The organism is Serratia sp. MYb239 (assembly GCF_002966855.1).
Classification (GTDB): Bacteria; Pseudomonadota; Gammaproteobacteria; order Enterobacterales; family Enterobacteriaceae; genus Serratia_B; species Serratia_B rhizosphaerae.
This window is the reverse complement of sequence record NZ_CP023268.1, coordinates 1,268,292-1,294,249: the sequence shown is the minus strand read 5'-3', so window position 1 is coordinate 1,294,249 and position 25,958 is coordinate 1,268,292. Positions and strand designations below refer to the sequence as shown.

25 protein-coding genes and 1 riboswitch are annotated in these 25,958 nt (G+C 58.9%); of the genes, 11 read left to right on the top strand and 14 right to left on the bottom strand.

Going from position 1 to position 25,958, the window contains the following annotated elements:
• Nucleotides 1-18 precede the first annotated feature (18 nt).
• Nucleotides 19-645, bottom strand: a complete 627-nt coding sequence (locus CLM71_RS06190) for a LysE family translocator (RefSeq protein WP_105230217.1) — start codon at nt 643-645, stop codon at nt 19-21.
• Between the two features lie 59 nt (nt 646-704).
• Nucleotides 705-1,586: a LysR family transcriptional regulator gene (locus CLM71_RS06185; RefSeq protein ID WP_105230216.1), complete on the bottom strand. Its 882-nt coding sequence runs from the start codon at nt 1,584-1,586 to the stop codon at nt 705-707.
• A 121-nt stretch (nt 1,587-1,707) separates the two neighbouring features.
• Here CLM71_RS06185 and CLM71_RS06180 point away from each other — a divergent pair, with 121 nt between their 5' ends.
• Nucleotides 1,708-2,145 carry a PACE efflux transporter gene (locus tag CLM71_RS06180; protein ID WP_105230215.1) on the top strand — a complete coding sequence of 146 codons (438 nt, stop codon included), beginning with the start codon at nt 1,708-1,710 and terminating at the stop codon, nt 2,143-2,145.
• 40 nt (nt 2,146-2,185) lie between these two features.
• On the opposite strand, the gene CLM71_RS06175 is transcribed toward CLM71_RS06180, so the two are convergent.
• A complete protein-coding gene (locus CLM71_RS06175; protein WP_105230214.1) occupies nt 2,186-2,623 on the bottom strand; it encodes a MarR family winged helix-turn-helix transcriptional regulator in 438 nt (145 codons plus the stop codon).
• A 700-nt stretch (nt 2,624-3,323) separates the two neighbouring features.
• Here CLM71_RS06175 and ansP point away from each other — a divergent pair.
• The 3 genes from ansP to CLM71_RS06160 all read left to right on the top strand — a co-directional run bounded on the left by ansP (nt 3,324) and on the right by CLM71_RS06160 (nt 7,720).
• Complete coding sequence (gene ansP / locus CLM71_RS06170; RefSeq protein WP_105230213.1) at nt 3,324-4,790, top strand: L-asparagine permease; 1,467 nt, start codon at nt 3,324-3,326, stop codon at nt 4,788-4,790.
• 200 nt (nt 4,791-4,990) lie between these two features.
• Nucleotides 4,991-6,847: a hypothetical protein gene (locus CLM71_RS06165; protein WP_105230212.1), complete on the top strand. Its 1,857-nt coding sequence runs from the start codon at nt 4,991-4,993 to the stop codon at nt 6,845-6,847.
• Nucleotides 6,848-6,967: 120 nt separating this feature from the next.
• Complete coding sequence (locus CLM71_RS06160) at nt 6,968-7,720, top strand: arylamine N-acetyltransferase (RefSeq protein ID WP_105230211.1); 753 nt, start codon at nt 6,968-6,970, stop codon at nt 7,718-7,720.
• On the opposite strand, the gene dusC is transcribed toward CLM71_RS06160, so the two are convergent.
• Together dusC and rhlE are read right to left on the bottom strand one after the other, a co-directional pair.
• Complete coding sequence (dusC, locus tag CLM71_RS06155) at nt 7,710-8,657, bottom strand: tRNA dihydrouridine(16) synthase DusC (protein WP_105230210.1); 948 nt, start codon at nt 8,655-8,657, stop codon at nt 7,710-7,712. The genes CLM71_RS06160 and dusC overlap by 11 nt on opposite strands.
• A gap of 119 nt (nt 8,658-8,776) precedes the next feature.
• Complete coding sequence (gene rhlE, locus CLM71_RS06150) at nt 8,777-10,144, bottom strand: ATP-dependent RNA helicase RhlE (RefSeq protein WP_105230209.1); 1,368 nt, start codon at nt 10,142-10,144, stop codon at nt 8,777-8,779.
• A gap of 329 nt (nt 10,145-10,473) precedes the next feature.
• Here rhlE and cecR point away from each other — a divergent pair, with 329 nt between their 5' ends.
• From cecR to CLM71_RS06120, 6 genes are all read left to right on the top strand, one after another.
• Nucleotides 10,474-11,181 (top strand): transcriptional regulator CecR, encoded by a 708-nt coding sequence (cecR, locus tag CLM71_RS06145; RefSeq protein ID WP_105230208.1) that lies wholly within the window; start codon nt 10,474-10,476, stop codon nt 11,179-11,181.
• 12 nt (nt 11,182-11,193) lie between these two features.
• A complete protein-coding gene (hlyD, locus tag CLM71_RS06140) occupies nt 11,194-12,180 on the top strand; it encodes a secretion protein HlyD (protein ID WP_105230207.1) in 987 nt (328 codons plus the stop codon).
• Nucleotides 12,181-12,189: 9 nt separating this feature from the next.
• A complete protein-coding gene (locus CLM71_RS06135) occupies nt 12,190-13,923 on the top strand; it encodes an ATP-binding cassette domain-containing protein (RefSeq protein ID WP_105230206.1) in 1,734 nt (577 codons plus the stop codon).
• Nucleotides 13,923-15,077 carry an ABC transporter permease gene (locus CLM71_RS06130; protein WP_105230205.1) on the top strand — a complete coding sequence of 385 codons (1,155 nt, stop codon included), beginning with the start codon at nt 13,923-13,925 and terminating at the stop codon, nt 15,075-15,077. Before CLM71_RS06135 ends, CLM71_RS06130 begins: the two co-directional genes overlap by 1 nt.
• 9 nt (nt 15,078-15,086) lie before the next feature.
• Nucleotides 15,087-16,193 (top strand): ABC transporter permease, encoded by a 1,107-nt coding sequence (locus CLM71_RS06125; RefSeq protein ID WP_105230204.1) that lies wholly within the window; start codon nt 15,087-15,089, stop codon nt 16,191-16,193.
• A 74-nt stretch (nt 16,194-16,267) separates the two neighbouring features.
• A complete protein-coding gene (locus CLM71_RS06120) occupies nt 16,268-16,597 on the top strand; it encodes a hypothetical protein (RefSeq protein ID WP_105230203.1) in 330 nt (109 codons plus the stop codon).
• 37 nt (nt 16,598-16,634) lie between these two features.
• Here the strand turns inward: CLM71_RS06120 and CLM71_RS06115 are convergent, their stop codons facing one another.
• The 7 genes from CLM71_RS06115 to moaA form a co-directional block, all read right to left on the bottom strand.
• A complete protein-coding gene (locus CLM71_RS06115) occupies nt 16,635-17,078 on the bottom strand; it encodes a DUF2628 domain-containing protein (RefSeq protein WP_105230202.1) in 444 nt (147 codons plus the stop codon).
• 202 nt (nt 17,079-17,280) lie between these two features.
• Nucleotides 17,281-17,991, bottom strand: coding sequence for a Bax inhibitor-1/YccA family protein (locus CLM71_RS06110; protein WP_015671410.1), 711 nt, complete (start codon nt 17,989-17,991; stop codon nt 17,281-17,283).
• Nucleotides 17,992-18,119: 128 nt separating this feature from the next.
• Nucleotides 18,120-18,572: a molybdopterin synthase catalytic subunit MoaE gene (gene moaE, locus CLM71_RS06105; protein WP_105230201.1), complete on the bottom strand. Its 453-nt coding sequence runs from the start codon at nt 18,570-18,572 to the stop codon at nt 18,120-18,122.
• A 2-nt stretch (nt 18,573-18,574) separates the two neighbouring features.
• On the bottom strand, nt 18,575-18,820 hold the full coding sequence (gene moaD / locus CLM71_RS06100) for a molybdopterin synthase sulfur carrier subunit (RefSeq protein ID WP_105230200.1): 246 nt from the start codon (nt 18,818-18,820) through the stop codon (nt 18,575-18,577).
• On the bottom strand, nt 18,817-19,296 hold the full coding sequence (gene moaC, locus CLM71_RS06095; protein WP_105230199.1) for a cyclic pyranopterin monophosphate synthase MoaC: 480 nt from the start codon (nt 19,294-19,296) through the stop codon (nt 18,817-18,819). The genes moaD and moaC overlap by 4 nt, the downstream gene beginning before the upstream one ends.
• Nucleotides 19,297-19,300: 4 nt before the next feature.
• A complete protein-coding gene (moaB, locus tag CLM71_RS06090; RefSeq protein WP_105230198.1) occupies nt 19,301-19,813 on the bottom strand; it encodes a molybdenum cofactor biosynthesis protein B in 513 nt (170 codons plus the stop codon).
• Between the two features lie 29 nt (nt 19,814-19,842).
• Nucleotides 19,843-20,829, bottom strand: coding sequence for a GTP 3',8-cyclase MoaA (gene moaA, locus CLM71_RS06085; RefSeq protein ID WP_105230197.1), 987 nt, complete (start codon nt 20,827-20,829; stop codon nt 19,843-19,845).
• Nucleotides 20,816-20,954: riboswitch (molybdenum cofactor riboswitch) on the bottom strand. Its footprint overlaps the gene before it by 14 nt.
• 417 nt (nt 20,955-21,371) lie before the next feature.
• On the opposite strand from moaA, the gene yvcK reads away from it, so the two are divergent.
• The gene (yvcK, locus tag CLM71_RS06080) at nt 21,372-22,289 is read left to right on the top strand and encodes a uridine diphosphate-N-acetylglucosamine-binding protein YvcK (protein WP_105230196.1); all 918 of its coding nucleotides are present in this window, start codon (nt 21,372-21,374) and stop codon (nt 22,287-22,289) included.
• Nucleotides 22,290-22,667: 378 nt separating this feature from the next.
• Here the strand turns inward: yvcK and CLM71_RS06070 are convergent, their stop codons facing one another.
• On the bottom strand, nt 22,668-22,913 hold the full coding sequence (locus CLM71_RS06070) for a VF530 family DNA-binding protein (RefSeq protein ID WP_105230195.1): 246 nt from the start codon (nt 22,911-22,913) through the stop codon (nt 22,668-22,670).
• Nucleotides 22,914-23,024: 111 nt separating this feature from the next.
• A complete protein-coding gene (gene uvrB, locus CLM71_RS06065; protein ID WP_105230194.1) occupies nt 23,025-25,037 on the bottom strand; it encodes an excinuclease ABC subunit UvrB in 2,013 nt (670 codons plus the stop codon).
• Between the last annotated feature and the right edge of the window lie 921 nt (nt 25,038-25,958).

Here is a 25,958-nt window from a genome sequence, read left to right as displayed (position 1 = left end):
GCATCAACCCGTTATCAATCACTTATTCAGCATCAGCTTCAGCCCGAGCAGCGCCAGCACGCCGCCGCCGACACGGTCAAACCAGGCTTTAAAACGCAGGTAGATCTGACGCGGACGCGGCGACGACAGTACAAAAGCCACAAACGCATACCATACAAGATCGACCAGCAAAGCAATCAGCGGTAGCAGCAAATACATCACCGGCGCGATGCGATGGCTCAGTAGTGCGGCAAATATGCTGCCAAAGACTATCGCGGTATTCGGGTTGCCAAGCTGCGTCAGCAGCCCGGTGGTAAACGCTTTACGCGCCCCCAGGCGTACGCCATCACCGCCCTGTAGCGACAGCGGCTGCCGCGCGCCGCGCAACATCTTGATCGCCAGATAGACCAGGAAGGCGCCGCCAAACACTTTCAGCGCGCCGTATAGCCAGGGGACCGCCAGCAATAACGACTGCAGCCCCAGCAACGCCAGCAGGGCGAAAACCGCGCAGCCGACCCCCATGCCAAGCGCAACGGCCATGCCGTCACGCCGCGAAGAAGCCACCGCCGTGCGGGCAACCAGAATAAAGCTCTGCCCTGGGCTCATCGCCCCTAACGCAATCGCCCCGGTAATACTCAAAACGGATAATAAGGTTTCTTCTGTCACCGCCGGCCCTCCGCAATATTTTTCTTATTTATGCCTCAGGCGACAAAATAGGCAAGGCATTATTTCTGCTGCATCAGCGCCACCAGTTCGCGTGCGGCTTTTTGCAGCGGCTGGTTTTTCAGCCAGATCAGGTGCATCGGCAGGCGCAGCTCATTTTTGGTGTTTTTAAACGTCAGCCGCGTCAGCCGCCCCTGTGCCAGCAGCGGCGCAATCAGCGACTGCGGGAAGTTGCCCCACCCCAGCCCGGCCTCCACCATGTTTAGCGCCGTTTGCAGGCTGTCGGTGCGCCAATAGGTTTCCGCCACCCGCGGCCGCAGATCGGCCATCGGCAGATCCCGGCTGGCAACTACGATCTGGCGCACGTTGACCAGATCCTCCAGGAACAGACGCTCCCCGCCCTGCGCCAACGCCGCATGCCGCGACGACAGCGTGGCGATCAGCGACTCGCTGCCGACAAAATGGAACTGCTCCTTGATATTGACGTTCAGCCCGCCAAACGCCAGGCAAACGCTCACCCGCCCCTGATGCAGCAGATGCAGCGCCTCGTCCTGCGGCGCGCTCAGCAACTCGATATTCAACAGCGGATAACGTTCGGACAAGGTTTTCACCGCCGCCAGCAGCTTTTCCGTATTGATGTCCGACGCCACGCCGATCGACAGCGTGCTCTCCAGCCCCTGAGACAGTTCAATGGCGTGGATCTGCAGCTGTTTCAGCTGATCGGCAATCAGGCGTGCGTGCGGCGCCAGTGCCAACGCCATGGCGGTCGGCGTCGGCTCGCGGTGTGAGCGATCGAACAGTTGAAAGCCCAGTTCAGCCTCCATATTGGCGATCCCCATGCTGACCGCCGAAGGCACGCGCCGCAGTGCGCGCGCGGCGGCGGAAAACGAACCGCGCTCCAGTACCGCCAAGAACAGCTCAATATTGTCGCTGGTGAAATTCATACCCGCTACCTGTCAGAAAAACTGACAGCTCCTGACTTTTTCTATCAATAAGGTTGACGTTATCTTAGCCGCCGATACGCCGGGCGTCACCCCGGTCAGAACAATCAATGAGAGAGGCAACATGCAAGGCGTCAAACGCAAACTGGTTTATGTCACCGCCTATGAAATTATCGGCATGACGATTTCCGCGCTCGGATTAGCGCTGCTGTCCGGCAGCGCCCCCAGCAACACCGGGCCGCTGGCGGTGATCATCACCACCATCGCGGTCAGCTGGAATTTTATCTATAACTGCCTGTTTGAATGGTGGGAGAGCCGCCAGGCATCGCGCACCCGAACGGTGAAACGGCGCATTCTGCACGCCGTCGGTTTTCAACTGACGCTGGTGGTGTACCTGATTCCGCTGATTGCCTGGTGGATGGGGATTTCGCTGACGCAGGCGCTGCTGCTGGATATGGCGCTGATCGTCATTCTTCCGTGCTACACCTTCGTCTATAACTGGGCGTTCGATAAGCTGTTCGGCCTGCCGGCTTCGGCGCTGCCGGCGGAAGAGTCCGCCTGACCGGTCAGCCGTTACGCGCTGGCGTAACGGCCCGGATAGCTCAGCGCGCCGTCAGCGCGCTGCGCACCGCTTCCAGCTCCTGCTTCAGTCCGCGCAGCCGTGTTTCATCCAGCCCGGCCGAACACAGCAACTGTGGATAGAGGCTGTCGATGCCCTCACGCAGCTGCCGCGCCTGCGGCGTTACCCGCACGTGCACCTGCCGCTGATCCTCACTGCTGCGCACCCGTACCACATAGCCGTGGCTTTCCAGCCGTTTCAGCAACGGCGTGGTGGTGCTGGCGTCAATAAACAGCCGTTCGCTTATCTCGCCGACGGTCAGCCCGTCCTGTTCCAGTAGTAAAATCAATACCAGATATTGCGGATAGGTCAGGCCCATCTCATCCAGTAATGGCTGATACACGCGGTTCAACGCCAGATTGGTCGAATACACGGCAAAGCACATCAACTTATCAAGCGTGATAGGTGATTGGTCGCCCATAATATGTCCTCTACGATCGATTTTATCGTTATAAATATCTTTTTGCTGTGTGGTGCTACCCGACCATTGTATGAGAGATCCGACCTGTTGACCAGCTCAGTAATACCCTTTAAATTCAATATATTAAATATAATTTCCACACAAAATAATGGCGGACTATAAAGTAGTGGAATACTTTTGCTGACCAGAAACGGCGAGCGCTGAACACAGTGACACCGCACGGTAGAGGCGTTGGTTTCACTGGACGCAATATAGCCTGTGGTTTCAGCGCAGGGTAAGCCGTACATGACGGTGCGCTAGCATTATCACGATACGTCGGGAAAAGTCCGATAAATATATTTTCCCCGGCCTCCTGAACGCTGAAGAATATATTACCTTGCTAAGATTGAGGGTTAATAGTGAGAAGTTAATCACAATTCAATTTTTTCTGTTAATATCCTGCCGCTCTATCTATCGATATGATAAACAACATCTTTTTAACAAGATTAAAAAATAAACACACTTAATAACGATTTAACTCTCTTATTTTTTGCCTCGTTTAAGCAGAAAAGGTAGCATGCCTCGCCGTTATTTAATGATTTGTGTACAAACAATAAACAACAAGAGTGATGCCATGACTTCATTCTTATAGCGGTTGCGACCGCAATCGTTTGCTTAGCTGTTGAGCGGGCTCAACAATAGACAGGAAACAGGACGGATAATGAAATCACACACAAAATCCGCGCATGATAAACACGCGGCCAGAAGACGTTGGTTGGACTCCCATGAATCCGGTTATCACAAAAGCATGGGCAACCGGCAAATCCAGATGATCGCCATCGGCGGCTCCATCGGCACCGGTTTATTCCTCGGCACCGGCGGACGCCTGGAACTGGCCGGTCCGGCACTGGCGCTGGTGTATCTAACCTGCGGCATCTTCTCGTTCTTTATTCTGCGCGCGCTGGGCGAGCTGGTGCTACACCGCCCCTCCAGCGGCAGTTTTGTCTCCTATGCGCGTGAGTTCCTCGGCGAAAAGGCCTCTTACGTCGCCGGCTGGATGTATTTCCTCAACTGGGCGATGACCGGCATCGTCGATATCACCGCCGTCGCACTGTATATGCATTACTGGGGCACCTTCGCCGACGTGCCGCAGTGGCTGTTCGCCCTCGGCGCGCTGGGCATCGTCGCCACCATGAATATGATCGGCGTAAAATGGTTCGCCGAAATGGAGTTCTGGTTTGCGCTGATCAAGGTGGCGGCCATTGCGCTGTTCCTGATCGTCGGCGTGGTGTTCCTCGGCCTGGACAAGCCGGTTGACGGCAACACCACCGGCCTGCACCTGATTTCCGATAACGGCGGCCTGTTCCCGCACGGCCTGCTGCCGGCGCTGGTGCTGGTGCAGGGGGTCATCTTCGCCTTCGCCGGCATTGAGCTGATCGGCACCGCCGCCGGCGAATGCAAAGACCCGGAAAAAATGCTGCCGAAGGCGATAAACAGCGTGATCTGGCGTATCGCCCTGTTCTATGTCGGCTCCGTGGTGCTGCTGGTGCTGCTGCTGCCGTGGAACGCCTATCAGGCCGGCCAGAGCCCGTTCGTCACTTTCTTCAGCAAGCTCGGCGTGCCTTACGTCGGCACCATCATGAATATCGTGGTGCTGACCGCCGCGCTGTCCAGCCTGAACTCCGGTCTGTACTCAACCGGCCGTATTTTGCGCTCGCTGTCGATGGGCGGTTCCGCGCCGAAGTTTATGGCCAAAATGAGCAGCCAGCAGGTGCCGTACGCCGGCATTCTGGTGACCTGCGGCATTTACGTGATCGGCGTGGTCCTCAACTATCTGGTGCCGTCGCAGGTGTTTGAAATCGTGCTGAACATCGCCTCGCTGGGCATTATCACCTCCTGGGTGTTTATCATCGTCTGCCAGCTGCGCCTGCGTAAAGCCATCAAAGAGGGCAAGGCCAAACCGGTCAGCTTCAAAATGCCGGGCGCGCCGTTCACCTCCTGGCTGACGCTGCTGTTTTTGGCGGTGGTGGTGGTGATGATGGCGTTCGATTACCCGAACGGCACCTGGACCGTCGCCACCATTCCGCTGCTGGCCATCCTGCTGCTGCTCGGCTGGTTCGGCCTGCGTAAACGCGCCGCAGAGGTGCGGCTAGAGCAGCAGGCCCATGAACAGCAATCCCTGAAATAACAAGACTCTTTCCGGGGGCGGCGCTCGCCCCCGTTTTCCCGCACTCCCCTTCCCAGCGCGCTGAGCCGCCACACAACCGCCATCGCTTATTCCCCGCCCTCCGTTGGCGTAACTTGACGTATCCCAATCATCCATGAACGGGTTAACGAAAGTTAATCAATCCACTACGCCCAGTGCGGCGAACACACGAGGAAATAGCTATGATCTCTCTTCCGGACTACGCAGATTTGCAGGCCTATAGCGGTGATGAAACGGCGCTCATGATTGAAAACCGCTACCATCATGGCCTGTTTACCCGCGACGATAACGATCTCACCAGCCCGGATAACGGCGCCACCGTATTACACGACGGCAAAAAGCGTCGCTGGAAGCGCAATATCAACAACGGCGATTACCATATCGACTGGTGGTATGAGCCAGGTGATGCGGACGACTATGCGTTAACCATCACCCGCGCCAATAATTTCCTGCAGGTGAATGAAAAGGAATGGGGCTCGGTGCAAATTCCCAGCACCCCGGCCGGCATTACCCTGATCGGGCCGGGCGGCGTGCGCGTCTGTAAAACCACCGCCTATTTAAAGCTGTGGAAAAACTCTATCGACTTTAAAGGCACCATCCTCGACTTTCGCAATCCGGACTCAAAAACCACCGAGTGCGTACGCGTGCTTTACTGCATGGGTGCGCCGGCGATTTATAACCTGCGCATCGTCGGCAATCGCAGTGAAAACGGCGGTCTGAGCGGCCTGTGCGTCTATACCGACGCCGTGAACGTCTTTGGTAAACCCGCCGCACAGCTGCTGGTGCAAAACGTCTGGCTCAGCAACCTGCATAAGGGCATCCTCTTTGGCAACAACGCCTATATCCAAAGCTGGCACAGCATCATGGTCAGCAGCTGTAACTGGCCGATCTGGTCGCAAAGCGCCAGCAACGCCGGTGAAAAAATCGTGTTTTACAAAAGCCTGTTCGGCAGCAACAGAAACCATTATCAGGGCGTGCATACCCTGTTCTTCCGCGATTGTTCCTTTGATTACAGCGGCTTTAACAACGAAACCGATCAGTTGGCCGAGACCAATAAAGACCATGGCCTGTTCGATCTGCGGGGCGGCACGCTGAACTTTAAAGACTGCCACTTTGAATGGGGCAATGAGCATTCGCGCAACTACCGCCCGGTATTTACCAGCAGCAACGGCGCCAAAGTGAAGATTAAAGACAGCATCTGGCACAGCGTGAAAACCAGCCTGGCGGACACCTCGACGGACAAGAATGGTAAGGTCGTTGTCGGCCAGCCCTATCAATACGTCGACTATTTCTTCTTTGATAAATCGGAGGAAAAAAACGGCAAGTGCTATATCGACGGCTTCGATCTGATCAATGCCGATATCAAGAAAGGCTGGTCGAACGGCCATATTGAGATGAAAAACATCGGCGCACCGGGGCACGTCAATATGTGGCGCATGCTGTATCTCGGCGATGGGGTGAACCATCTGCCGGAACCGGCGTGGAAAGAAGCCAATGCGTTACAGCTCAACAATGTATACGCCGCCAGCGGCACGCGCATCTCGCAGACCGAAAGTTCGGATCTGGCGCTGACGCTGCAAAATGGCGTGATTACCGCCACCACCAAAACGGGGGGCGATAAGGCGAAGCAGATTGCGCTGTACCTGCCGATAGCCAAAGACGATCTGGTGCTGTGGCGCTGTACGCTGACCAACCCGCAGGGAACAGGCAACCCGGACATCGCCATCAACACCTTTTGGGGGCGCTACGATCTGCAGGGCGATGCCGGCGCCGTCACCATCCGTGAGAAAACCTGTCAGTGGGGCCGCGCCGGTACGCTTACGGCCGGCACGCCGCTCACCCTGACGTCGGATCGCATTACCGCGTTAAATGCCGATGAGTATCTGCCGCTGCCTGAGGGCTATGCCAACTACGCGCGTATCGTGATCACCCTGAAAGGCTTTGCCGGCAGCGCCGCCAGCCCGGCCTCGCTGGATATCAGCCAGTTGCTGTGCCAGCGGATCAACATCGTTTCCCGCAATCCCAACAAGTCCTGGTAACCGTTACTTGCGCCGCCCCGCCCGGGGCGGCATTTTCCCACTCACCGCACGTATTGATTCCCGACGGGGAATAAAGCCCGCTATGTTGTGGCTATTGGCCCCTTTTCTGCGAGCGCAACCGTGGATATTCAACGCTACCTGCAACACATCGCCTTTGACGCCACGCCGCGTGTGGATCTGGACACGCTGCAACGCCTGCACCACGGCCATATGCTGGCGGTGCCGTTTGAAAATCTGAGTATTATTTACCATCAGGGCATCGACCTGCGCGAACAGGCGCTGTTCGACAAGGTGATCAACCGCCGGCGCGGCGGCTTCTGCTATGAACTGAACCGGCTGTTCGCCGCGTTGCTGCGGCAGCTCGGTTTTACGGTGACGGCGGTTGCCGGTGAGGTGCGCGCCCGCGACGGCCACTTCGGCCCGCCGTTTGACCATCTGGCGCTGATCGTCACGCTGGACCGACCCTATCTGGTGGACGTCGGCTTCGGCGACGCCTTTCTGACGCCGCTGACCCTGGATGATACGCCGCAGCCGCAGGCCAGCGGCACCTTTCATCTGGAGCAGGAGGGCGACTATTTTTATCTGGAGCGGCGTAACGGCGATCGCAACTCACATGCCAAAACGCTGTATCGCTTTACGCTGCAGCCGCGCGAGTTCGATGAGTTTGACGCCATGTGCCACTACCACAGCCATTCGCCGCAGTCTGGGTTTACCCAGCGGCTTATCTGCTCCCGCCCCACCGCCAACGGGCGCATTACGCTGAGCGATAACAAACTGATTATTACCGCCGACCATCAGCGTACGGAAAGCACGCTGCATGACGAGCAGCAGCGGCGCGCGGCGCTGCTGCGTCACTTCGCCATCAGGCTATAGCGGCCGCGCAGGCGGCAATCGCCTGCGCAATCTCCCCGGAACTCTTCAGCGCACGCACCTGGGCGAACAGGTCGCCGGCTTCGGCGTACTCTTTCCGCAGGTAGCCCAGCCACTGTTTGATGCGCGCCACGTGGTACAGACCGGTATCGCCCTGCTTTTCCAACTGCACATATTTTTGCAGCAGCTGCACCACCTGCGGCCAGGGCATCGGCGGCTCGTTATATTTCACCACCCGACTCAGGTTGGGGATGTTCAGCGCGCCGCGCCCCAGCATCACCGCATCGCAGCCGGTGGTTGTCATACAGCGGCGGGCGCTGGCGTAATCCCAGATTTCACCGTTGGCAATCACCGGGATATTCAGGCGGCGGCGGATTTCGCCGATGGCCGCCCAATTGATGCGCTCGGCTTTATAGCCGTCCTCTTTGGTGCGACCGTGCACCACCAGTTCACTGGCGCCGGCCTGCTGCACCGCATCGGCGATCTCCAGACTGTGCTGCGGCGTGTCCCAGCCCAGGCGCACCTTTACCGTTACCGGCAGCTCGGCCGGCACGGCGGCGCGCATCGCTTTGGCGCCCCGGTAGATCAGTTCCGGGTCTTTCAGCAGCGTCGCGCCGCCGCCGCTGCCGTTGACGGTTTTTGACGGGCAGCCGCAGTTGAGATCGACGCCGTAGGAGCCCAGCGCCACCGCGCGGGCGGCGTTTTCCGCCAGCCACTGCGGGTGCTGCCCCAACAGCTGGATGCGCACCAGCGTGCCGGAGGGGGTGCGGCTGGCGTGGCGCAGCTCCGGGCAGAGACGGTAAAACGACTTGACCGGCAGCAGTTGGTCGACCACGCGCAAAAACTCGGTGATGCACAGATCGTAATCGTTCACCTCGGTCAGCAGTTCACGCACCAACGAGTCGAGAACCCCCTCCATCGGCGCCAGTAAAACGCGCATTATTCAACCACCCTGCAAAAAAAGATCAGACATAATACGAGTGCCGCCCGGCGCAGACAAGCCTCTGCCGACACAAAAAAGCCGCCGATAAACGGCGGCCTGATGCATGCTGCGGGCGTTTACTCCGCCGGTCGGCTACGGCGCGGACGACGGGCCGGCGCGCCGCTGCGCGGTTTGCCTTCGCCCTGCGGACGGGCGCGCTGGGCGCCGTTGCCGCGGTTGTCTCGCTGACCGCCGCCGTTGGCCGCGCGCTGTCCGCCGCCGTTACCGTTGCCGCGTCCCGGGTTACCGTTACCGCGGCCGCCGCGCTGCTGACGGCCGTTGATGATCGGTTCCGCCTTGATGGTCGGATCCGGCTCATAACCCGGCAGGGCGATGCGCGGAATTTCGCGCTTCAGCAGGCGTTCGATATCGCGCAGCAGTTTGTGTTCGTCGACGCACACCAGCGATATCGCCTCGCCGGTGCGTTCCGCACGGCCGGTGCGGCCGATGCGGTGCACGTAGTCTTCCGGCACGTTCGGCAGCTCATAGTTCACCACGTGCGGCAGTTGGTCGATATCCAGACCACGCGCCGCGATATCGGTCGCCACCAGCACGCGAATACGGCCGTCTTTAAAATCAGCCAGCGCCCGGGTACGTGCGCCCTGGCTTTTATTGCCGTGGATCGCGGCAGCGGTGATGCCGTCTTTATTCAGCTGCTCGGCCAGATGGTTGGCGCCGTGTTTGGTGCGGGTAAACACCAGCACCTGACGCCAGTCGCCTTCGCCGATCATCTGCGACAGCAGTTCCCGCTTGCGCTTCTTGTCGACAAAGTGAACGTGCTGCGTCACCTGCTCGGAGGCGGTGTTGCGGCGCGCCACTTCCACCGATGCCGGGTTGTGCAGCAGTTTGCCGGCCAGCGCCTTGATATCGTCGGAGAAGGTGGCGGAAAACAGCAGGTTCTGACGTTTCGCCGGCAGCTTGGCCAGCACGCGGCGAATATCGTGAATAAAGCCCATATCCAGCATGCGGTCGGCTTCGTCCAGCACCAGGATTTCCACGTTGGACAGATCGACGGCATTCTGATGTTCCAGATCCAGCAGGCGGCCCGGCGTGGCGATCAGAATATCCACCCCGCCGCGCAGTTTCATCATCTGCGGGTTGATGCTGACGCCGCCGAACACCACCAGCGAGCGCAGGCGCAGGTGCTGGCTGTAGGCGCGGACGTTCTCGCCGATTTGCGCCGCCAGTTCACGGGTCGGCGTCAGGATCAGCGCGCGCACCGGGCGGCGGCCTTTCACCGCGCTCGGTTTGCTGCTCAGCAGCTGCAGCAGCGGCAGGGTAAAGCCGGCGGTTTTGCCGGTGCCGGTCTGGGCGCTGGCCATCAGGTCGCGTCCTTCCAGCACTACCGGGATCGCCTGACGTTGAATCGGCGTAGGTTCGCGATAGCCCTGTTCTTCAACGGCACGCAGGATTTCGGCACTCAAGCCGAGGGTTTCAAATGACATAGTAGAGAAAAGCTCCAGCTCCCCCCTAACCTAAACAAATGTTCGGTGCAGTTTCCCGGGAGGATGATCAGACGGGGCATAGGGACAGCGGCATTATCGCTCGCATATCCCCGGCATACCACGAGGGATTGGCACAAACTGCAAGTGCACCAGGCGGGCGATTGTAACAGATGTCGAACAAGAAAAGGTAAATTTCGCCGGGCAGCGCACATTATGCCGCTAATCGGCTGATTCACCCGAAAATATCCGCCGCGCTTTTCGCTTGCATTTTGTCCGCTCAGGTCTAAAGTTAATCAAATGATTGATTAACTTTTGCGGGTAGCATGCCTATGTCTTCTGCAGGAAATCATCACCCACGCGGCGAACAGGCGCGGCAGCAGCTGATTGCCGCCGCGATAGAAGTCTTCGGCGAATACGGTCTGCAGGGCGCCACCACCCGCGCCATCGCCCAGCGCGCCGGGCAGAATATCGCCGCCATCACCTACTATTTCAACTCCAAAGAAGGCCTGTATCTGGCGGTCGCCCAGTGGATCGCCGACTTTATTCAGCAGACCTTTCAACCGCTGGCGGACGAAATTGACCGCCTGTGGCTGCTGCCGGCCGAACAGCGCCACCCCGAACTGTACCTGCAGCATCTGAAACGCGGCCTGTTGGCCTTCAGCGAGCTGATGACCCAGACCCACACGCTCAACCTCAGCAAAATCATGTCGCGTGAGCAGCTCTCCCCCACCGACGCCTATCCGCTGATTCACCAGCAGGTGGTGGCGCCGCTGCACGGTAAGCTGAGCCAACTGCTGGCGGCCTACACCGGCCTGGAGGCCGGCTCCACCAAAGTGATTTTGCACACCCATGCGCTGCTCGGCGAAGTGCTGTCGTTTCGCGTGGCGCGGGAAACCATCCGCCGGCAAGCCGGCTGGCGGCAGATCGGCGTACAAGAGGCAAAGCAGGTCGCCGCCGTGCTGGCGGAACATATTGATTTACTGGTTAACGGCCTGCGCCAGCGTTACGGCAACGGCCCCGACGTTTTACCGTTATAGGCAGGGAGAGATATGAACAAGCAACGCGTTACCCTGGTGGTGGTCGTAGCAATAGTGATCGCCGCCATGGCGGCCGGCATCTGGTATTACGAACAGCGGCAGGCGAAGCCGCTGACCCTCTATGGCAATGTCGATATCCGCACCGTGAATCTGGGGTTCCGCGTCAGCGGCCGGCTGGCGTCGCTGACGGTTGACGAAGGGGATACCGTCAAGCCGGGCCAACTGCTCGGCAAACTCGACGACGGCCCGTATCAGAACGCCCTGCTGCAGGCGCAGGCCAACGTCGGCAGCGCGCAGGCCAAGCTGGCGCTGCTGCAGGCCGGCTATCGTGATGAGGAGATCGCCCAGGTGCGCTCCGAAGTGGCGCAGAAACTGTCAGCGTTCAACTACGCCAACAGTTTTTTACAGCGTCAGCAAGGGCTGTGGGCGAAAAAGGCCACCTCCGCCGATGCGCTGGAAGATGCGCGCACCGCCCGCAATCAGGCGCAGGCCAATCTGCAGGCGGCGAAAGATAAACTGTCGCAATACCTGAGCGGCAACCGACCGCAGGAGATTGAACAGGCCAAAGCAGAACTGGCGCAGGCCAGCGCGGCGCTGGCCCAGTCCAAACTGGACCTGCAGGACACCCAACTCACCACGCCGTCGGCGGGCACCATCCTGACCCGCGCGGTGGAGCCCGGCACCATGCTGAGCGCCAGCAGTACGGTATTTACCCTGTCGCTGACCCAGCCGGTCTGGGTGCGCGCCTACGTCAGCGAAGCCGACCTCGGCAAGGCGGTGCCGGGCAGCGAAATGACGCTGTATACCGACAGCCGGCCGGGCAAGCCGTACCACGGCAAGGTCGGTTTTGTGTCGCCGACCGCCGAATTTACGCCGAAAAGCGTGGAAACCACCGATTTACGCACCGATCTGGTGTATCGCCTGCGGGTGATCGTCAGCGACCCGGATGACGCGTTGCGTCAGGGCATGCCGGTCACCCTGCATTTTTCTCAACCTTAGGGAAAAATGATGGAACAGGGCCACACCATTGATCTTGAGGGATTGGAAAAACGCTTTCCCGATCTGGAAAAACCGGCGGTCGCCAGCCTGACGACCCAACTGCGCAGCGGCGCGGTTACCGGGCTGGTCGGTCCGGACGGCGCGGGGAAAACCACCCTGCTGCGCATGCTGGCCGGGCTGCTGAAGCCAAGCGCCGGCACGCTGCGGGTCGCCGGTCTGGACCCGATCGCTGACGATCGCCGGCTGCACGCCATTCTGGGCTATATGCCGCAGAAGTTTGGCCTGTATGAAGATCTGACCGTGATGGAAAACCTGACGCTGTATGCCGATCTGCGCGGCGTCACCGGCGAAGCGCGTCGCACCACTTTTCAGCGCCTGCTTGAATTTACCGATCTCACCCGCTTTACCGGCCGGCTGGCCGGCAAACTGTCCGGCGGGATGAAGCAGAAGCTGGGGCTGGCCTGTACGCTGATCGGCGAACCGCAGGTGCTGCTGCTGGACGAGCCGGGCGTCGGGGTCGACCCCATTTCACGCCGTGAGCTGTGGCGCATGGTGCACGAACTGGCCAACGACGGCATGCTGATCCTGTGGAGCACCTCCTACCTCGACGAAGCCGAACAGTGCCGCGAAGTGCTGCTGTTGAACGAAGGCCAGCTGCTGTTCAGCGGCGCGCCGCAGACGCTGACCCGGCGCATGGCAGGGCGCAGCATTTTGCTGGCGGCGCCGGCCGGCAGTCACCGCGCGCTGCTGCAACAGGCGATCTGTCTGCCGACGGTGACCGACGGCGTGATCCAGGGCAAATACCTGCGGCTGATCCTGAAACCGGACGCCGATCATCAGCAGGTGCTGCAGGATCTTAATATTCCCGACGTCGCGCTGAGCGAAGCAGAACCGCGCTTTGAGGATGCGTTTATCGATCTGCTCGGCGGCGGGCCGAACAGCAAATCCGCGCTGGCGGCGATTATGCCGTCCGTCAGCGGCGACAGCACGGAAACCGTGATTGAAGCGCAGAACCTGACGAAAAAGTTCGGCGACTTCGCCGCCACCGATCATGTGGACTTTCAGGTGAAGCGCGGCGAGATTTTCGGCCTGCTCGGCCCCAACGGCGCCGGCAAATCCACCACCTTCAAAATGATGTGCGGCCTGCTGGTGCCGAGCGACGGCAAGGCGCTGGTGCTGGGGATGGATCTGAAAACCAGCTCCAGTAAGGCGCGTCAGCATCTGGGCTACATGGCGCAGAAGTTTTCGCTGTACGGCAACCTGACGGTGGCGCAGAACCTTAAGTTTTTCTCCGGCGTGTATGGCCTGAGCGGTAAAAAACAGCGGCAGAAAATGGCGGAAATGTCCGCCGCCTTTAACTTCGCCCCGATCATCAATCAGGCACCGGATGCGCTGCCGCTCGGCTTCAAACAGCGGCTGGCGCTGGCCTGCGCACTGATGCATGAGCCGGACATTCTGTTTCTTGATGAACCCACCTCCGGCGTCGACCCGCTGACCCGCCGCGAATTCTGGATGCATATCAACGGCATGGTGGACAAGGGCGTGACGGTGATGGTGACCACCCACTTTATGGACGAGGCGGAATACTGCGATCGCATCGGGCTGGTGTATCGCGGCAAAATCATCGCCGCCGGCACGCCGGATGATTTGAAGCAGCGGGTTGCCAACGAGCAAAACCCCAACCCGTCAATGGAACAGGCGTTTATCGAACTGGTGCAGAGTTACGACCGGGAGGAGCGGTGATGAACGATAATCCTACTATCGGCAGCGACAGCGCCTTCTCCTGGCGCCGGGTGCGCGCCCTGTGTCTGAAAGAGACGCGGCAGATCCTGCGCGATCCCAGCAGTTGGCTGATCGCGTTTCTGATCCCGCTGCTGCTGCTGTTTATCTTCGGCTACGGCATCAACCTGGATTCCAGCAAGCTGCGCCTCGGCATTCTGGTGGAGCAACAGAGCGAAGAAGCGCGCGATCTGGTCAACGCCTTTGCCGGATCGCCCTATATCGATCCGACCATCAGCAATAACCGCCAGGCGCTGATCGGCAAGATGCAGGCCGGCGAGATCCGCGGCCTGGTGGTGATCCCGGTCGATTTCGCCCGGCGTATGGCGCGGCCGTTCGACAGCGCGCCGATCCAGGTGATCACCGACGGCAGCGAACCGAACACCGCCAACTTCGTACAGGGTTATACCCAGGGCGTATGGCAGATCTGGCAGCAGCAGCGCGCCGAAGATCGCGGGCGCGACGACAAACCGCTGATTGAGGTGCAGATGCGCTACTGGTTCAACCCGGCGGCCATCAGCCAGCACTTTATTATCCCCGGCGCCATTACCATCATTATGACGGTGATCGGCGCCATCCTCACCTCGCTGGTGGTGGCGCGCGAGTGGGAGCGCGGCACCATGGAGGCCCTGCTGTCGACGCAGGTGACGCGCAGCGAGCTGCTGCTCTCCAAACTGGTGCCCTACTATGTCCTCGGCATGCTCGCCATGCTGCTGTGCATGGTGGTGGCGGTGTGGGTGTTCGGCGTGCCCTACCGCGGCTCGCTGCTGCTGCTGTTTGTCATCAGCAGCCTGTTTCTCATCAGCGCGCTGGGCATGGGGCTGCTGATCTCCACCATCGCGCGTAATCAGTTCAACGCCGCGATGGTGGCGCTGAACGCCGCCTTTCTGCCGTCCATCATGCTGTCCGGCTTTATCTTTCAGATCGACAGCATGCCGGCGGTGGTGCGCGCCGTCACCTATATCATTCCCGCACGCTATTTCGTCAGCACGCTGAAAACGCTGTTTCTGGCGGGCAATATCGGCAGCATGCTGCTGATCAATCTGCTGTTTTTAATCGCCTCCGCCGTGCTGTTTATCGGGCTGACCGCCTGGAAAACCCAGCGACGTCTGGACTAGGAGCCTGAGATGTTTCATCGCCTTTGGACACTGATAGTCAAAGAGATGCAGTCGCTGCTGCGCGACCCGCAAACCCGCGCCATTCTGGTGCTGCCGGTTATCTTGCAGGTGCTGTTGTTTCCGTTTGCCGCCACGCTGGAGGTGACCAACGCCACTATCGCGGTGTACAGCGAAGATAATGGTCAGGCCTCGGTTGAACTGACCCAGCGCTTCGCCAAGGCCAAGGCCTTTACCCACGTGCTGATGCTGCACAGCCCGCAGGAGATCCGCCACGCCATCGACAATCAGCACGCGCTGCTGCTGATCCGCTTTCCGGCGCAGTTTTCACGCGATATCGCCAACGGCAACAGCGCGCCGCTGCAGCTGATTCTCGACGGACGCAACTCCAACAGCGCACAGATCGCCGCCAACTATGTGCAACAGATCGTGCAGGACTATCAGCAGGAGCTGCTGAACGGACGGCAAAAACCCAACAATAGCGAGCTGGTGGTGCGCAACTGGTATAACACCAACCTGGATTACAAATGGTTTGTCGTGCCGTCGCTGATTGCGATGATCACCACCGTCGGCGTAATGATCGTCACCTCGCTGTCGGTGGCGCGGGAACGTGAGCAGGGCACGCTGGAGCAGCTGCTGGTTTCGCCGCTCACCACCTGGCAAATCTTTATCGGCAAGGCGGTGCCGGCGCTGATCGTCGCCACCTTTCAGGCCTCGATCGTGCTGCTGATCGGCATCTTTATGTACCAGATTCCGTTTGCCGGTTCGCTGCTGCTGTTCTATTTCACCATGCTGGTGTACGGCCTGTCGCTGGTGGGATTCGGGCTGCTGATTTCAGCGCTGTGCGCCACCCAGCAGCAGGCGTTTATCGGCATGTTTGTGTTTATGATGCCGGCCATTTTGCTGTCGGGTTACGTGTCGCCGGTGGAGAATATGCCGGTCTGGCTGCAGAACCTGACCTGGGCCAATCCGATCCGCCACTTTACCGACATCACCAAGCAGATTTACCTGAAAGACGCCAGCTTTGACATCATCTGGGGCAGCCTGTGGCCGCTACTGGTGATTACCGTCACCACCGGCAGCGCCGCCTACGCCATGTTCCGGCGGAAAATCGCCTGACGACTGGCGGACCGTCCCGCCACCGTCTAGGCTACGTGGGAGTTTTTATCTTTATCGCCAAAGGAGAGCGCGATTTGTCTCAGGAAAATGCCGTCAAGGTTAAGAATAACGAATTCGATAATATGGTCCGCTTTGCCTTTCGGCTGACCGGGGTCAATATACTGATTCTGGCTGCGGTCGGTCTGATCGGCCTGCTGCAACCGGAAGAGATTACCGCCTGGCTGGCCTTGGTGGTGCTGGGTCTGATAGGCATCAACCTATTCGCCAACCTGATAGTGTTTTACCTGTCGCTGGTCGGGCTGTTCAAATCGACGCTGAAATGGCGTGCGGCGCTGGCGTTGTTGTTTTCGCTGGTGCTGTTTGCGCTGTATCTGTTAATCATCGCGGTGACGATGGCAGGATAAACCCAAGAGGCCGCGAACACGGCCTCTTTTGTCAGCTTTACCCTTCGCGACGGGCGGCAATTTTCGCCGCTGAACGCTTGCTGAAGCCTTCAAACGGGTTCCAGCCCTGGATCCCCCGCACTTCCTTCAGGTAATAGGCATAGTTGGCCACCGTAGCGCAAAGGCCGGCATAGCAAATATTCAACGCACGGTAGACCGAATCATAATGGCCGCCGTTCGCATACTCCACCATGGCGACAATCACGTTCAGCACGCCAGCGCCGACAAACAGTACCAGCCCCTTTTTCCACAGGCCCAGAATGCACATATAGATAATGCCGAAGAAAAAGGCGAAGAAATTAAATATGTACTTCATGCGCCCAAAGAAGCTAATTTCTTTAATTTTCTTGCGGTATTCCGGGGAGGTAATATCGCCGCCGACGCTATCAAAAAAATCAAAACGCGCCCGCCACTTAGGGCTAAGCTCTTTATCCTGACTCATAAAATCCTCTTTCTATCATCACAAAATTTAATGATTACCATCCTGTAGCGCGATTATTCAACGCAATGACATAAGTAATGTCAATGTATTATTGATTATTCGTTTATATTATGTAACGCGGATGGGCGTAAAAAAGCCCTGTTGCCAGGGCTTTTATGCAGAAATATTGATAACTTGCGATGGCCGCCGGCCATCCGGCACTTTAGCGGCGGTTGCCAAAGATACGCAGCAGCATCAGGAACAGGTTGATGAAGTCCAGATACAGCGTCAGCGCCCCGACGATGGCGTACTTGCGGAAGCTGTCTTTATCATCGGCGTTCAGCTGTTCGCCCATCGCCTTCAGCTTCTGGGTGTCATACGCCGTCAGCCCGACAAACACCACCACGCCGATATAGGTGATCGCCCACATTAGCGCGCTGCTCTTCAGCCAGATATTCACCAGTGACGCCAGCACGATGCCGATCAGCGCCATAAACAGCATGCTGCCAAAACCGCTGAGGTCGCGTTTGGTGGTGTAACCGTACAGGCTCATCGCGCCGAACATCCCGGCGGTCACCACAAAGGTGCTGGCGATCGAGGTGTAGGTATAGGCGATAAAGATGCTGGACAGCGTCAGCCCGGTCAGCGCCGAATAGAGCATAAACAGCGAGGTCGCCACCGCGCCGCTCAGCCGGTTCACCATGCCGGAAATGACAAAGACCAGCGCCAGCTGGGCGATAATCAGGCCAAAGAAGGTAATCTGGCTGGAGAAGATGAAGTTGAGAATCGCCGGCGTGTTGGCCGCATACCAGGAGACGAAGGCGGTCAGCAGCAGGCCGCAGGTCATCCAGCCGTACACCTGCGCCATATAGGCCTGAATGCCGCTGCCGGCGCGTTCGACGATAGAACCATTGGAGCGTGGATATCGGTCCATGACGGTTACCTTTTACTTGTGAAACAACTGTACGAGGGCCATTCCCCCACCTGTAATAAGCGTATCACAGAATATCGGCGGCGGCCGTGAGCAAAAGTGTGGATTTATTGCCGCCGTTTACCGTTGATTTACCAACGTTTTGCCGCCTGCTGGTCGCTGTCGCGCGCTTCAACCCAACGTTCGCCCTGCTCGGTGGCTTCACGCTTCCAGAACGGTGCGCGGGTCTTCAGGTAGTCCATGATAAATTCGGCGGCCTCAAAGGCCATGCTGCGGTGGGCGCTGGTGACGCCGACAAACACGATCTCATCACCGGGGAACATTTCGCCGATGCGGTGGATCACGCTGACCCGCTGCAGCGGCCAGCGTTCGCGCGCCGCGACGACGATCTCCGCCAGCGCTTTTTCGGTCATGCCGGGATAGTGCTCCAGCGTCAGGGCGCTGACGTTGTCGCCCAGATTGTGATTGCGCACCTTGCCGGTAAAGGTCACCACCGCGCCGTCATCATCACACTGCGCCAGCCAGGCATACTCCTCGCCGACATTAAATAACGCGCGCTGGACGCGAATACGACTGTTGTCCACCCTCAGCCTCCGGTTACCGGCGGGAAGAACGCCACTTCATCGCCGGCGCTCAGCGGGTGTTCCGCCGCCACCAGCGACTGGTTCACCGCCAGCAGCAAATTGTCGGCCGCCAGCGCCAGCGCCCAGCGATCGCCGCGCAGACACAGCGCCTGACGCAGCGACTCGACGGTGGCGAATTCCGCCGGCAAACGCAGCTTATCGGTGCCGACCAGCTCCCGCACCTGAGCAAAAAACAGAATATCAATCATGATGCCGCCTCAAAGTCGCCGGATTTTCCGCCGCTTTTCGCCAGCAGCCGCACCGGGCCAATAACCATATCTTTCTGCACCGCCTTGCACATGTCGTAGATGGTCAGCGCCGCAACCGACGCCGCGGTCAGCGCTTCCATCTCGACGCCAGTTTTGCCGGTCAGGCGGCAGCAGGTTTCAATCCGCACCCGGTTATGCTGCGGCTGCGCCTCCAGCGTGACCTCCACCTTGCTGAGCATCAGCGGGTGGCACAGCGGGATCAGCTCCCAAGTGCGTTTGGCAGCCTGAATGCCGGCGATGCGCGCGGTGGCGAACACGTCCCCTTTGTGATGACGACCTTCGACGATCATCGCCAGCGTCGCCGCCTGCATCTCGACAAAGGCTTCGGCGCGCGCTTCACGCACCGTTTCCGCCTTGGCGGAGACGTCCACCATATGGGCTTCGCCGGCGGCGTTAATGTGGGTTAACTGACTCATGGCGTTATTTCTTTAAATGGGGTTGGAAGTTGCAGGGACGGTTACGCGCGTCCAGCTGCGATTCAATAATGCGCTCCCAGGCGGTGCGGCAGGCTCGGGTCGAGCCCGGCATAGCGAAAATCACCGTTTGGTTGGCGATGCCGGCCACCGCGCGCGACTGAATGGTGGCGGTGCCAATCTCTTCGTAGGACACCATGCGGAACAGTTCGCCGAAGCCTTCCACCTGGCGGTCAAACAGCGGAGTCAGCGCCTCCGGCGTGTTGTCGCGCGCGGTAAAACCGGTGCCGCCGGTGATCAGCACCGCCTGCACCTCGTCGCTGGCGATCCAGGCCGAAACCTGCGCACGGATCTGATAGATATTGTCTTTGACCAGCGCGCGCGCGACCACCTGATGCCCGGCCTCCTGCGCCGCCTGCTGCAGATAGTCGCCGGAGGTATCCTCCGCGGCGCTGCGGCTGTCGGAAACGGTCAGAACGGCGATACGCGCCGCAAGAAATTCACTGCTGGCATGACTCATAGAGGATGCTCCCTGAAGATACGGCGGACTCAGCCGCCGATAAACGACAGATTCTGCGTAATGCCGCTGTCGCCCTGGTGCAGAAAATGCGTCTGCTTCTTACTGAGCAGGCCGCTCTGGATGCGCTGTTTCAGCACCTCCAGCTGGCGATCTTCCGCCAGCAGGTCGCGCAGCGGGATGCCCTGCTCGCCGAACAGGCACAGGTGCAGATTGCCGATGGCGGAAACCCGCAGCCGGTTGCAGCTGGCGCAGAAATCCTTCTCATACGGCATAATCAGGCCGATTTCCCCCTGATAGTCCGCATGGCGGAACACCTGCGCCGGGCCGTCGCTGCGGCCGCGCGGCTGGCGCTGCCAGCCCTGCTGTTCAAGCTGCCGGCGGATCACCTCGCCGGAAACGTGGCGCTGGCGAAACAGCTCGCCGCCCTCGCCGGTTTCCATCAGCTCAATAAAACGCAGTTGGATCGGCCGCGGTTTAATCCAGGCCAGGAAAGTATTCAGCTGCTGGTGATTGACGTCGCGCATCAGCACCGCGTTCACCTTCACCTTGTCATAGCCGGCCTCGAAGGCGGCGTCGATGCCCGCCATCACCTGGCGGAACTTGTCCTGACCGGTAATGGCGTGAAACTGGCGCGCATCCAGGCTGTCGACGCTGACGTTGATCGCCGTCAGACCGGCGTCACGCCAGCGCGCCACGTCGCGCGCCATCCGGTAGCCGTTGGTGGTGACCGCCAGTTGACGGATCGCCGGGTTTTCCCGTACGGCGGCAATGATCTCGGTAAAGTCGCGGCGCAGCGAGGGTTCGCCGCCGGTCAAGCGCACCTTTTCGGTGCCCAGTTCGGCAAACGCACGGCTGACGCGGCGGATTTCATCCAGCGACAGGAAGGTTTTGGGGCTGACGCTCGGCTGGTAGCCGTCCGGCAGACAGTACGTGCAACGGAAGTTGCACACGTCGGTAATCGACAGGCGCAGGTAATAGAACTTGCGCTCAAAAGCATCGGTAAGTTGGGGCACCATAACACCTTTCCAAATACGGGAGATGCGGACATTTCTATCTCGCACCCTGGTGGCTGACTTCGCCACGGCCCGGGCGCCATATCGCAAAACGACGTAGGCGCAGGGGCTAGGAGTTGTGATCTCAACGCGAATTGCCGCAGCAACCGCAATGAAACCGTGGTTTTCAGCAAAATTCTAGCGCTAAACGCGGCGAATAGCCAACGCGCCGTTTCGCTATGTAATTGTGTATATAGCGCTTTTAGGCTATTGAACGCCGTGCGCCTATCATAACCGCCGCTCAGCCAGCGGAATTGACTAAAATCACCCGAATCACACTCTTTTTCGCCTTTTTCACTCAAATCCGCTACTTTATGCCGATTATCTGTCCGTTATATATATCCTGAATAATTCGAGTTACAGGCAGGTGGCATCCCGATGCGCTTACTCAGGTCAGTGATGCGGGTGACTGCGCGCAGCCAACACGCCGGTAGCTTAAAATATGATGGGTATAAAAAATTAATATTACCTGCGGCGTCCACATAACGTCGGGTATAAGGAATGTTATGCGTAATCGTACCCTGGCCGATCTGGACCGCGTCGTCGCATTAGGCGGCGGCCACGGCCTTGGCCGCGTGATGTCATCGCTTTCTTCTCTGGGTTCGCGTCTGACCGGCATCGTCACCACCACCGATAACGGCGGCTCCACCGGCCGCATCCGTCGCTCGGAAGGCGGCATCGCCTGGGGCGATACCCGCAACTGCCTCAACCAGCTGATTACCGAGCCCAGCGTCGCTTCCGCGATGTTTGAATACCGCTTCAGCGGCAACGGCGAACTGGCCGGCCATAACCTGGGCAATCTGATGCTGAAGGCGCTGGATCACCTCAGCGTACGCCCGCTGGAGGCTATCAATCTGATCCGCAATCTGCTGAAGGTGGATGCGGCGCTGATCCCGATGTCGGAGCAGCCGGTGGATCTGATGGCGCACGATCACGAAGGCAACCACGTTTACGGTGAAGTGAACGTCGATCAGCTTACCGATATGCCGCAGGAGCTGATGCTGTCACCGCACGTCAACGCCACCCGCGAAGCCATGGAGGCCATCGCGCAGGCGGACCTGATCCTGATTGGGCCGGGCAGTTTTCTGACCAGCCTGATGCCGCTGCTGCTGCTTGAGGATCTGGCCCGCGCCCTGCGCCGCAGCAGCGCCAGCATGATCTATATCGACAATCTGGGTAAAGAGCTGAGCGTCGCCGCCGCCTCGCTGTCGCTGCGCGACAAGCTGGCGCTGATGGAGGCGAAAATCGGCCGTGTCATGGTCGACGCGCTGATCGTCGGCCCGCAGACCAATACGCAATCGGTACAGGATCGTCTGGTGATTCAGCAGAATCTGGAAGCCAGCGATATTCCTTACCGCCACGATCGTCAACTGTTGCGCCAGGCGATCGACCAGGCGCTGAACCAGCTGGCGACACGGCGTTAGCGGTCAGTCTTTCCTTTGGCATACCCTAAATAATTCAAGTTGCAGGAAGACGGCAAGGGAAGGAATCCCGATGAGCTGACTCAGGTCAGTGATTCGGGTGACTGAGCGCAGCCAACGCACCTGCAGCTTTAAGTATCGCGGGTATATACCCTAAATAATTAGAGTTGCAGGCAGGCGGCAAGGGAAGAAATCCCGATGAGCTGACTCAGGTCAGTGATTCGGGTGACTGAGCGCAGCCAACGCACCTGCAGCTTTAAGTATCGCGGGTATATACCCTAAATAATTAGAGTTGCAGGCAGGCGGCAAGGGAAGAAATCCCGATGAGCTGACTCAGGTCAGTGATTCGGGTGACTGAGCGCAGCCAACGCACCTGCAGCTTTAAGTATGACGGGTATACCAGGGGTTGCTGCTAACCATATGGATATACAGCTCCTCTACCTGCGTGCGCGCCCACGGCGTGCGGCGTAAAAACTTCAGGCTGGATTTGATGCTGGGATCGTTGCTGAAGCAGTTGATGCGGATACGGTCGGCCAGCTCTTCCCAGCCGTAGTATTCCACCAGTTTGTTCAGCAGTTGCTCCAGCGTAATGCCGTGCAGCGGATCTTTGGAATTGTGTGCGCTCATAGCGGTTGCTCGATATCTGTCGCCGGGTCAATGGGCCGCACACCATAATCAGCTTTGCCGGGCGCGACAAGGATTTTCATCGCCGGCCGCCACGGGCCGGCAATGTCTGCGTCAGGAGATGGCGATAAACTGCTCGCGCAGCTGATGGATTTCATCACGCAGCGCCGCCGCCTGTTCAAACTCCAGGTTTTGCGCGTGGGTGTACATTTGCGCTTCCAGATCGCGAATTTTCTGCTCCAGCGCTTTCGGCGTAAGCTGTTGATACTGCGCCGCGCTCTCCGCCGCCTTGCCCTTCCCTTTGCCTTTGCCGCGCGACGACGGCTGGCCCAGCTGCAGAATATCGCCAATCTTCTTGTTCAGCCCCTGCGGTACGATGCCGTTGGCTTCGTTATACGCCTGCTGCTTGGCGCGGCGGCGTTCGGTTTCGCCGATCGCCTTCGCCATCGAGTCGGTGATCCTGTCGCCGTACAAAATGGCCTTGCCGTTCAGGTTACGCGCGGCGCGGCCGATGGTCTGAATCAGCGAGCGCTCGGAACGCAGGAAGCCCTCTTTATCGGCGTCCAGAATCGCCACCAGCGAGACCTCCGGCATATCCAGCCCTTCCCGCAGCAGGTTGATGCCGACCAGCACGTCAAACTCGCCCAGACGTAAATCGCGGATGATTTCGACACGCTCGACGGTGTCGATATCCGAGTGCAGATAGCGCACCCGCTCGCCGTGCTCTTCCAGGTATTCGGTCAGATCCTCCGCCATGCGTTTGGTCAGCGTGGTGACCAGCACCCGCTCATTGATCGCCACGCGCTTGCGGATCTCGGATAAGAGATCGTCAACCTGCGTGGCCACCGGCCGCACTTCGACGATCGGATCCAGCAGGCCGGTCGGACGCACCACCTGATCGATCACGTCGCCGCCGGATTTTTCCAACTCATATTTGCCCGGCGTGGCCGATACGTAGATCGACTGCGGCGCCTGCGCCTCAAACTCCTCAAAGCGCATCGGCCGGTTGTCCAGCGCCGACGGCAACCGGAAGCCGTACTCCACCAGCGTCTCCTTGCGCGAGCGGTCGCCTTTGAACATCGCGCCAATCTGCGGCACGGTGACGTGCGATTCGTCCACCACCAGCAGGCCGTCGGCCGGCAGGTAGTCAAACAGCGTCGGCGGCGGCTCGCCCGGCTGGCGGCCGGAGAGATAGCGCGAGTAGTTTTCAATGCCCGAGCAGTAGCCCAGCTCGTTCATCATCTCCAGATCGAACTGGGTGCGCTGCGACAACCGCTGCTCTTCCAGCAGTTTGTTGTTGGCCAGCAGCACCTTGCGCCGCTCCGCCAGGTCGACACGGATCTCCTCCATCGCCTGCAGGATGCGCTCGCGCGGCGTCACGTAGTGCGACTTCGGGTAGATGGTAAAACGCGGCACCACCCGCTCCACCTGGCCGGTGAGCGGGTCGAACAGCGACAGGCGCTCCACCTCATCGTCAAACAGCTCGACGCGCAGCGCCAGCTCGTCGGACTCTGCCGGGAAGATATCAATCACCTCGCCGCGCACCCGGAAGGTGGCGCGCTGGAACGCCTGATCGTTGCGCGTGTACTGCAGCTCAGCCAGCCGGCGCAGGATCGAGCGCTGGTCGATCAACATGCCCTGGGTCAGGTGCAGCATCATCTTGAGATACAGATCCGGATCGCCCAGGCCGTAGATCGCCGACACCGAGGCCACCACCACCACATCGCGCCGCTCAAGCAGCGCCTTGGTGGCGGAAAGACGCATCTGCTCGATATGTTCGTTAACCGAGGCGTCTTTTTCAATAAAGGTGTCGGAGCTGGGCACGTAGGCTTCCGGCTGGTAATAGTCGTAGTAGGAGACAAAATACTCCACCGCATTCTCCGGGAAGAACTCTTTCATCTCACCGTACAGCTGCGCCGCCAGCGTTTTGTTCGGCGCCAGCACCATCGTCGGCCGGTTAAGGTCGGCAATCACGTTGGCGATAGTGAAAGTTTTCCCCGAGCCGGTCACCCCCAGCAGCGTCTGGTGCGCCAGCCCGTCCTCCAGCCCCTCTTCCAGCTTGCGGATCGCTTCCGGTTGATCGCCGGCCGGTTTGAAGTCTGAATGCAGTTTGAATAGTTTACTCATAGATACCCAAAGTCATTGGCGTTGCGGCAAGGAGACATATGCGAGCGGCGCCGGCAAATCTGGTTGCGCTGTGGCTAACGTTGCAGAGCGCCGCGTCGGCACGCCGGGCAGCCAATAAGTATGGAAAGCCGCGGCGTTTTTCGCCAGCCCCTATGATACTGGATATAAAACCAGCTTCAAGCGGATTCGTGGTCTTACCGCAGGGGAACGATCGCCGCTGCACCGTCAAGGTTACGCTTCGGTGACATTTTTATTGTCAATAACAGATTTATCCCCAGATCGCGCGACAAATTAACTTCTTGGTAGCAGGGTGGCTAAAAATCACACATACGACATTAACCGCTTACACTACGTCTTGATTTTAGTTAATTTATTGATATCAAATGATTTTATCAAAAAGACGAGAATCCGGACAATGGGAACAGAAGCCGCGTCCGCTCTCGCTTCCCGCCGCTTTTCTAAATCTAATACACAAGGTTATCCACAGGAATAGTGGATAACTCACACCACCCCGCCAGCCACGGGAGTTACAGAAAAAACACTTTTTGCCCTTGAAACGATCCCAAATCGCTTTTTTAGTTATTTTTTGACACTTTTATGGCTTTGTTTATACCTATAAAGACTAAAAGCCCCCATTGCCAACGGCGCATTCGGCCAGATCGCCGGGTGACGCCGCCGATAACCCCAACGCTATTGCACCATTAGGTTTCGCCGCAGCACCGCCGTAGTGCAAAAAACGTCCGTTTTAACTTTTGCCGTCATTTTATCCAGGCGGGACAAGCCCGCCGCAGCGCGGGGAAAGCTTAACATGACGATAACAATTATGCCTTTTCACGCCGGAGGAAAAAATTGGCCCGGGAGTTGCTATCTGAAATAACGGTCGACCGATAAGGCCAGTCATCGGCCGGGAACATCGGGCCA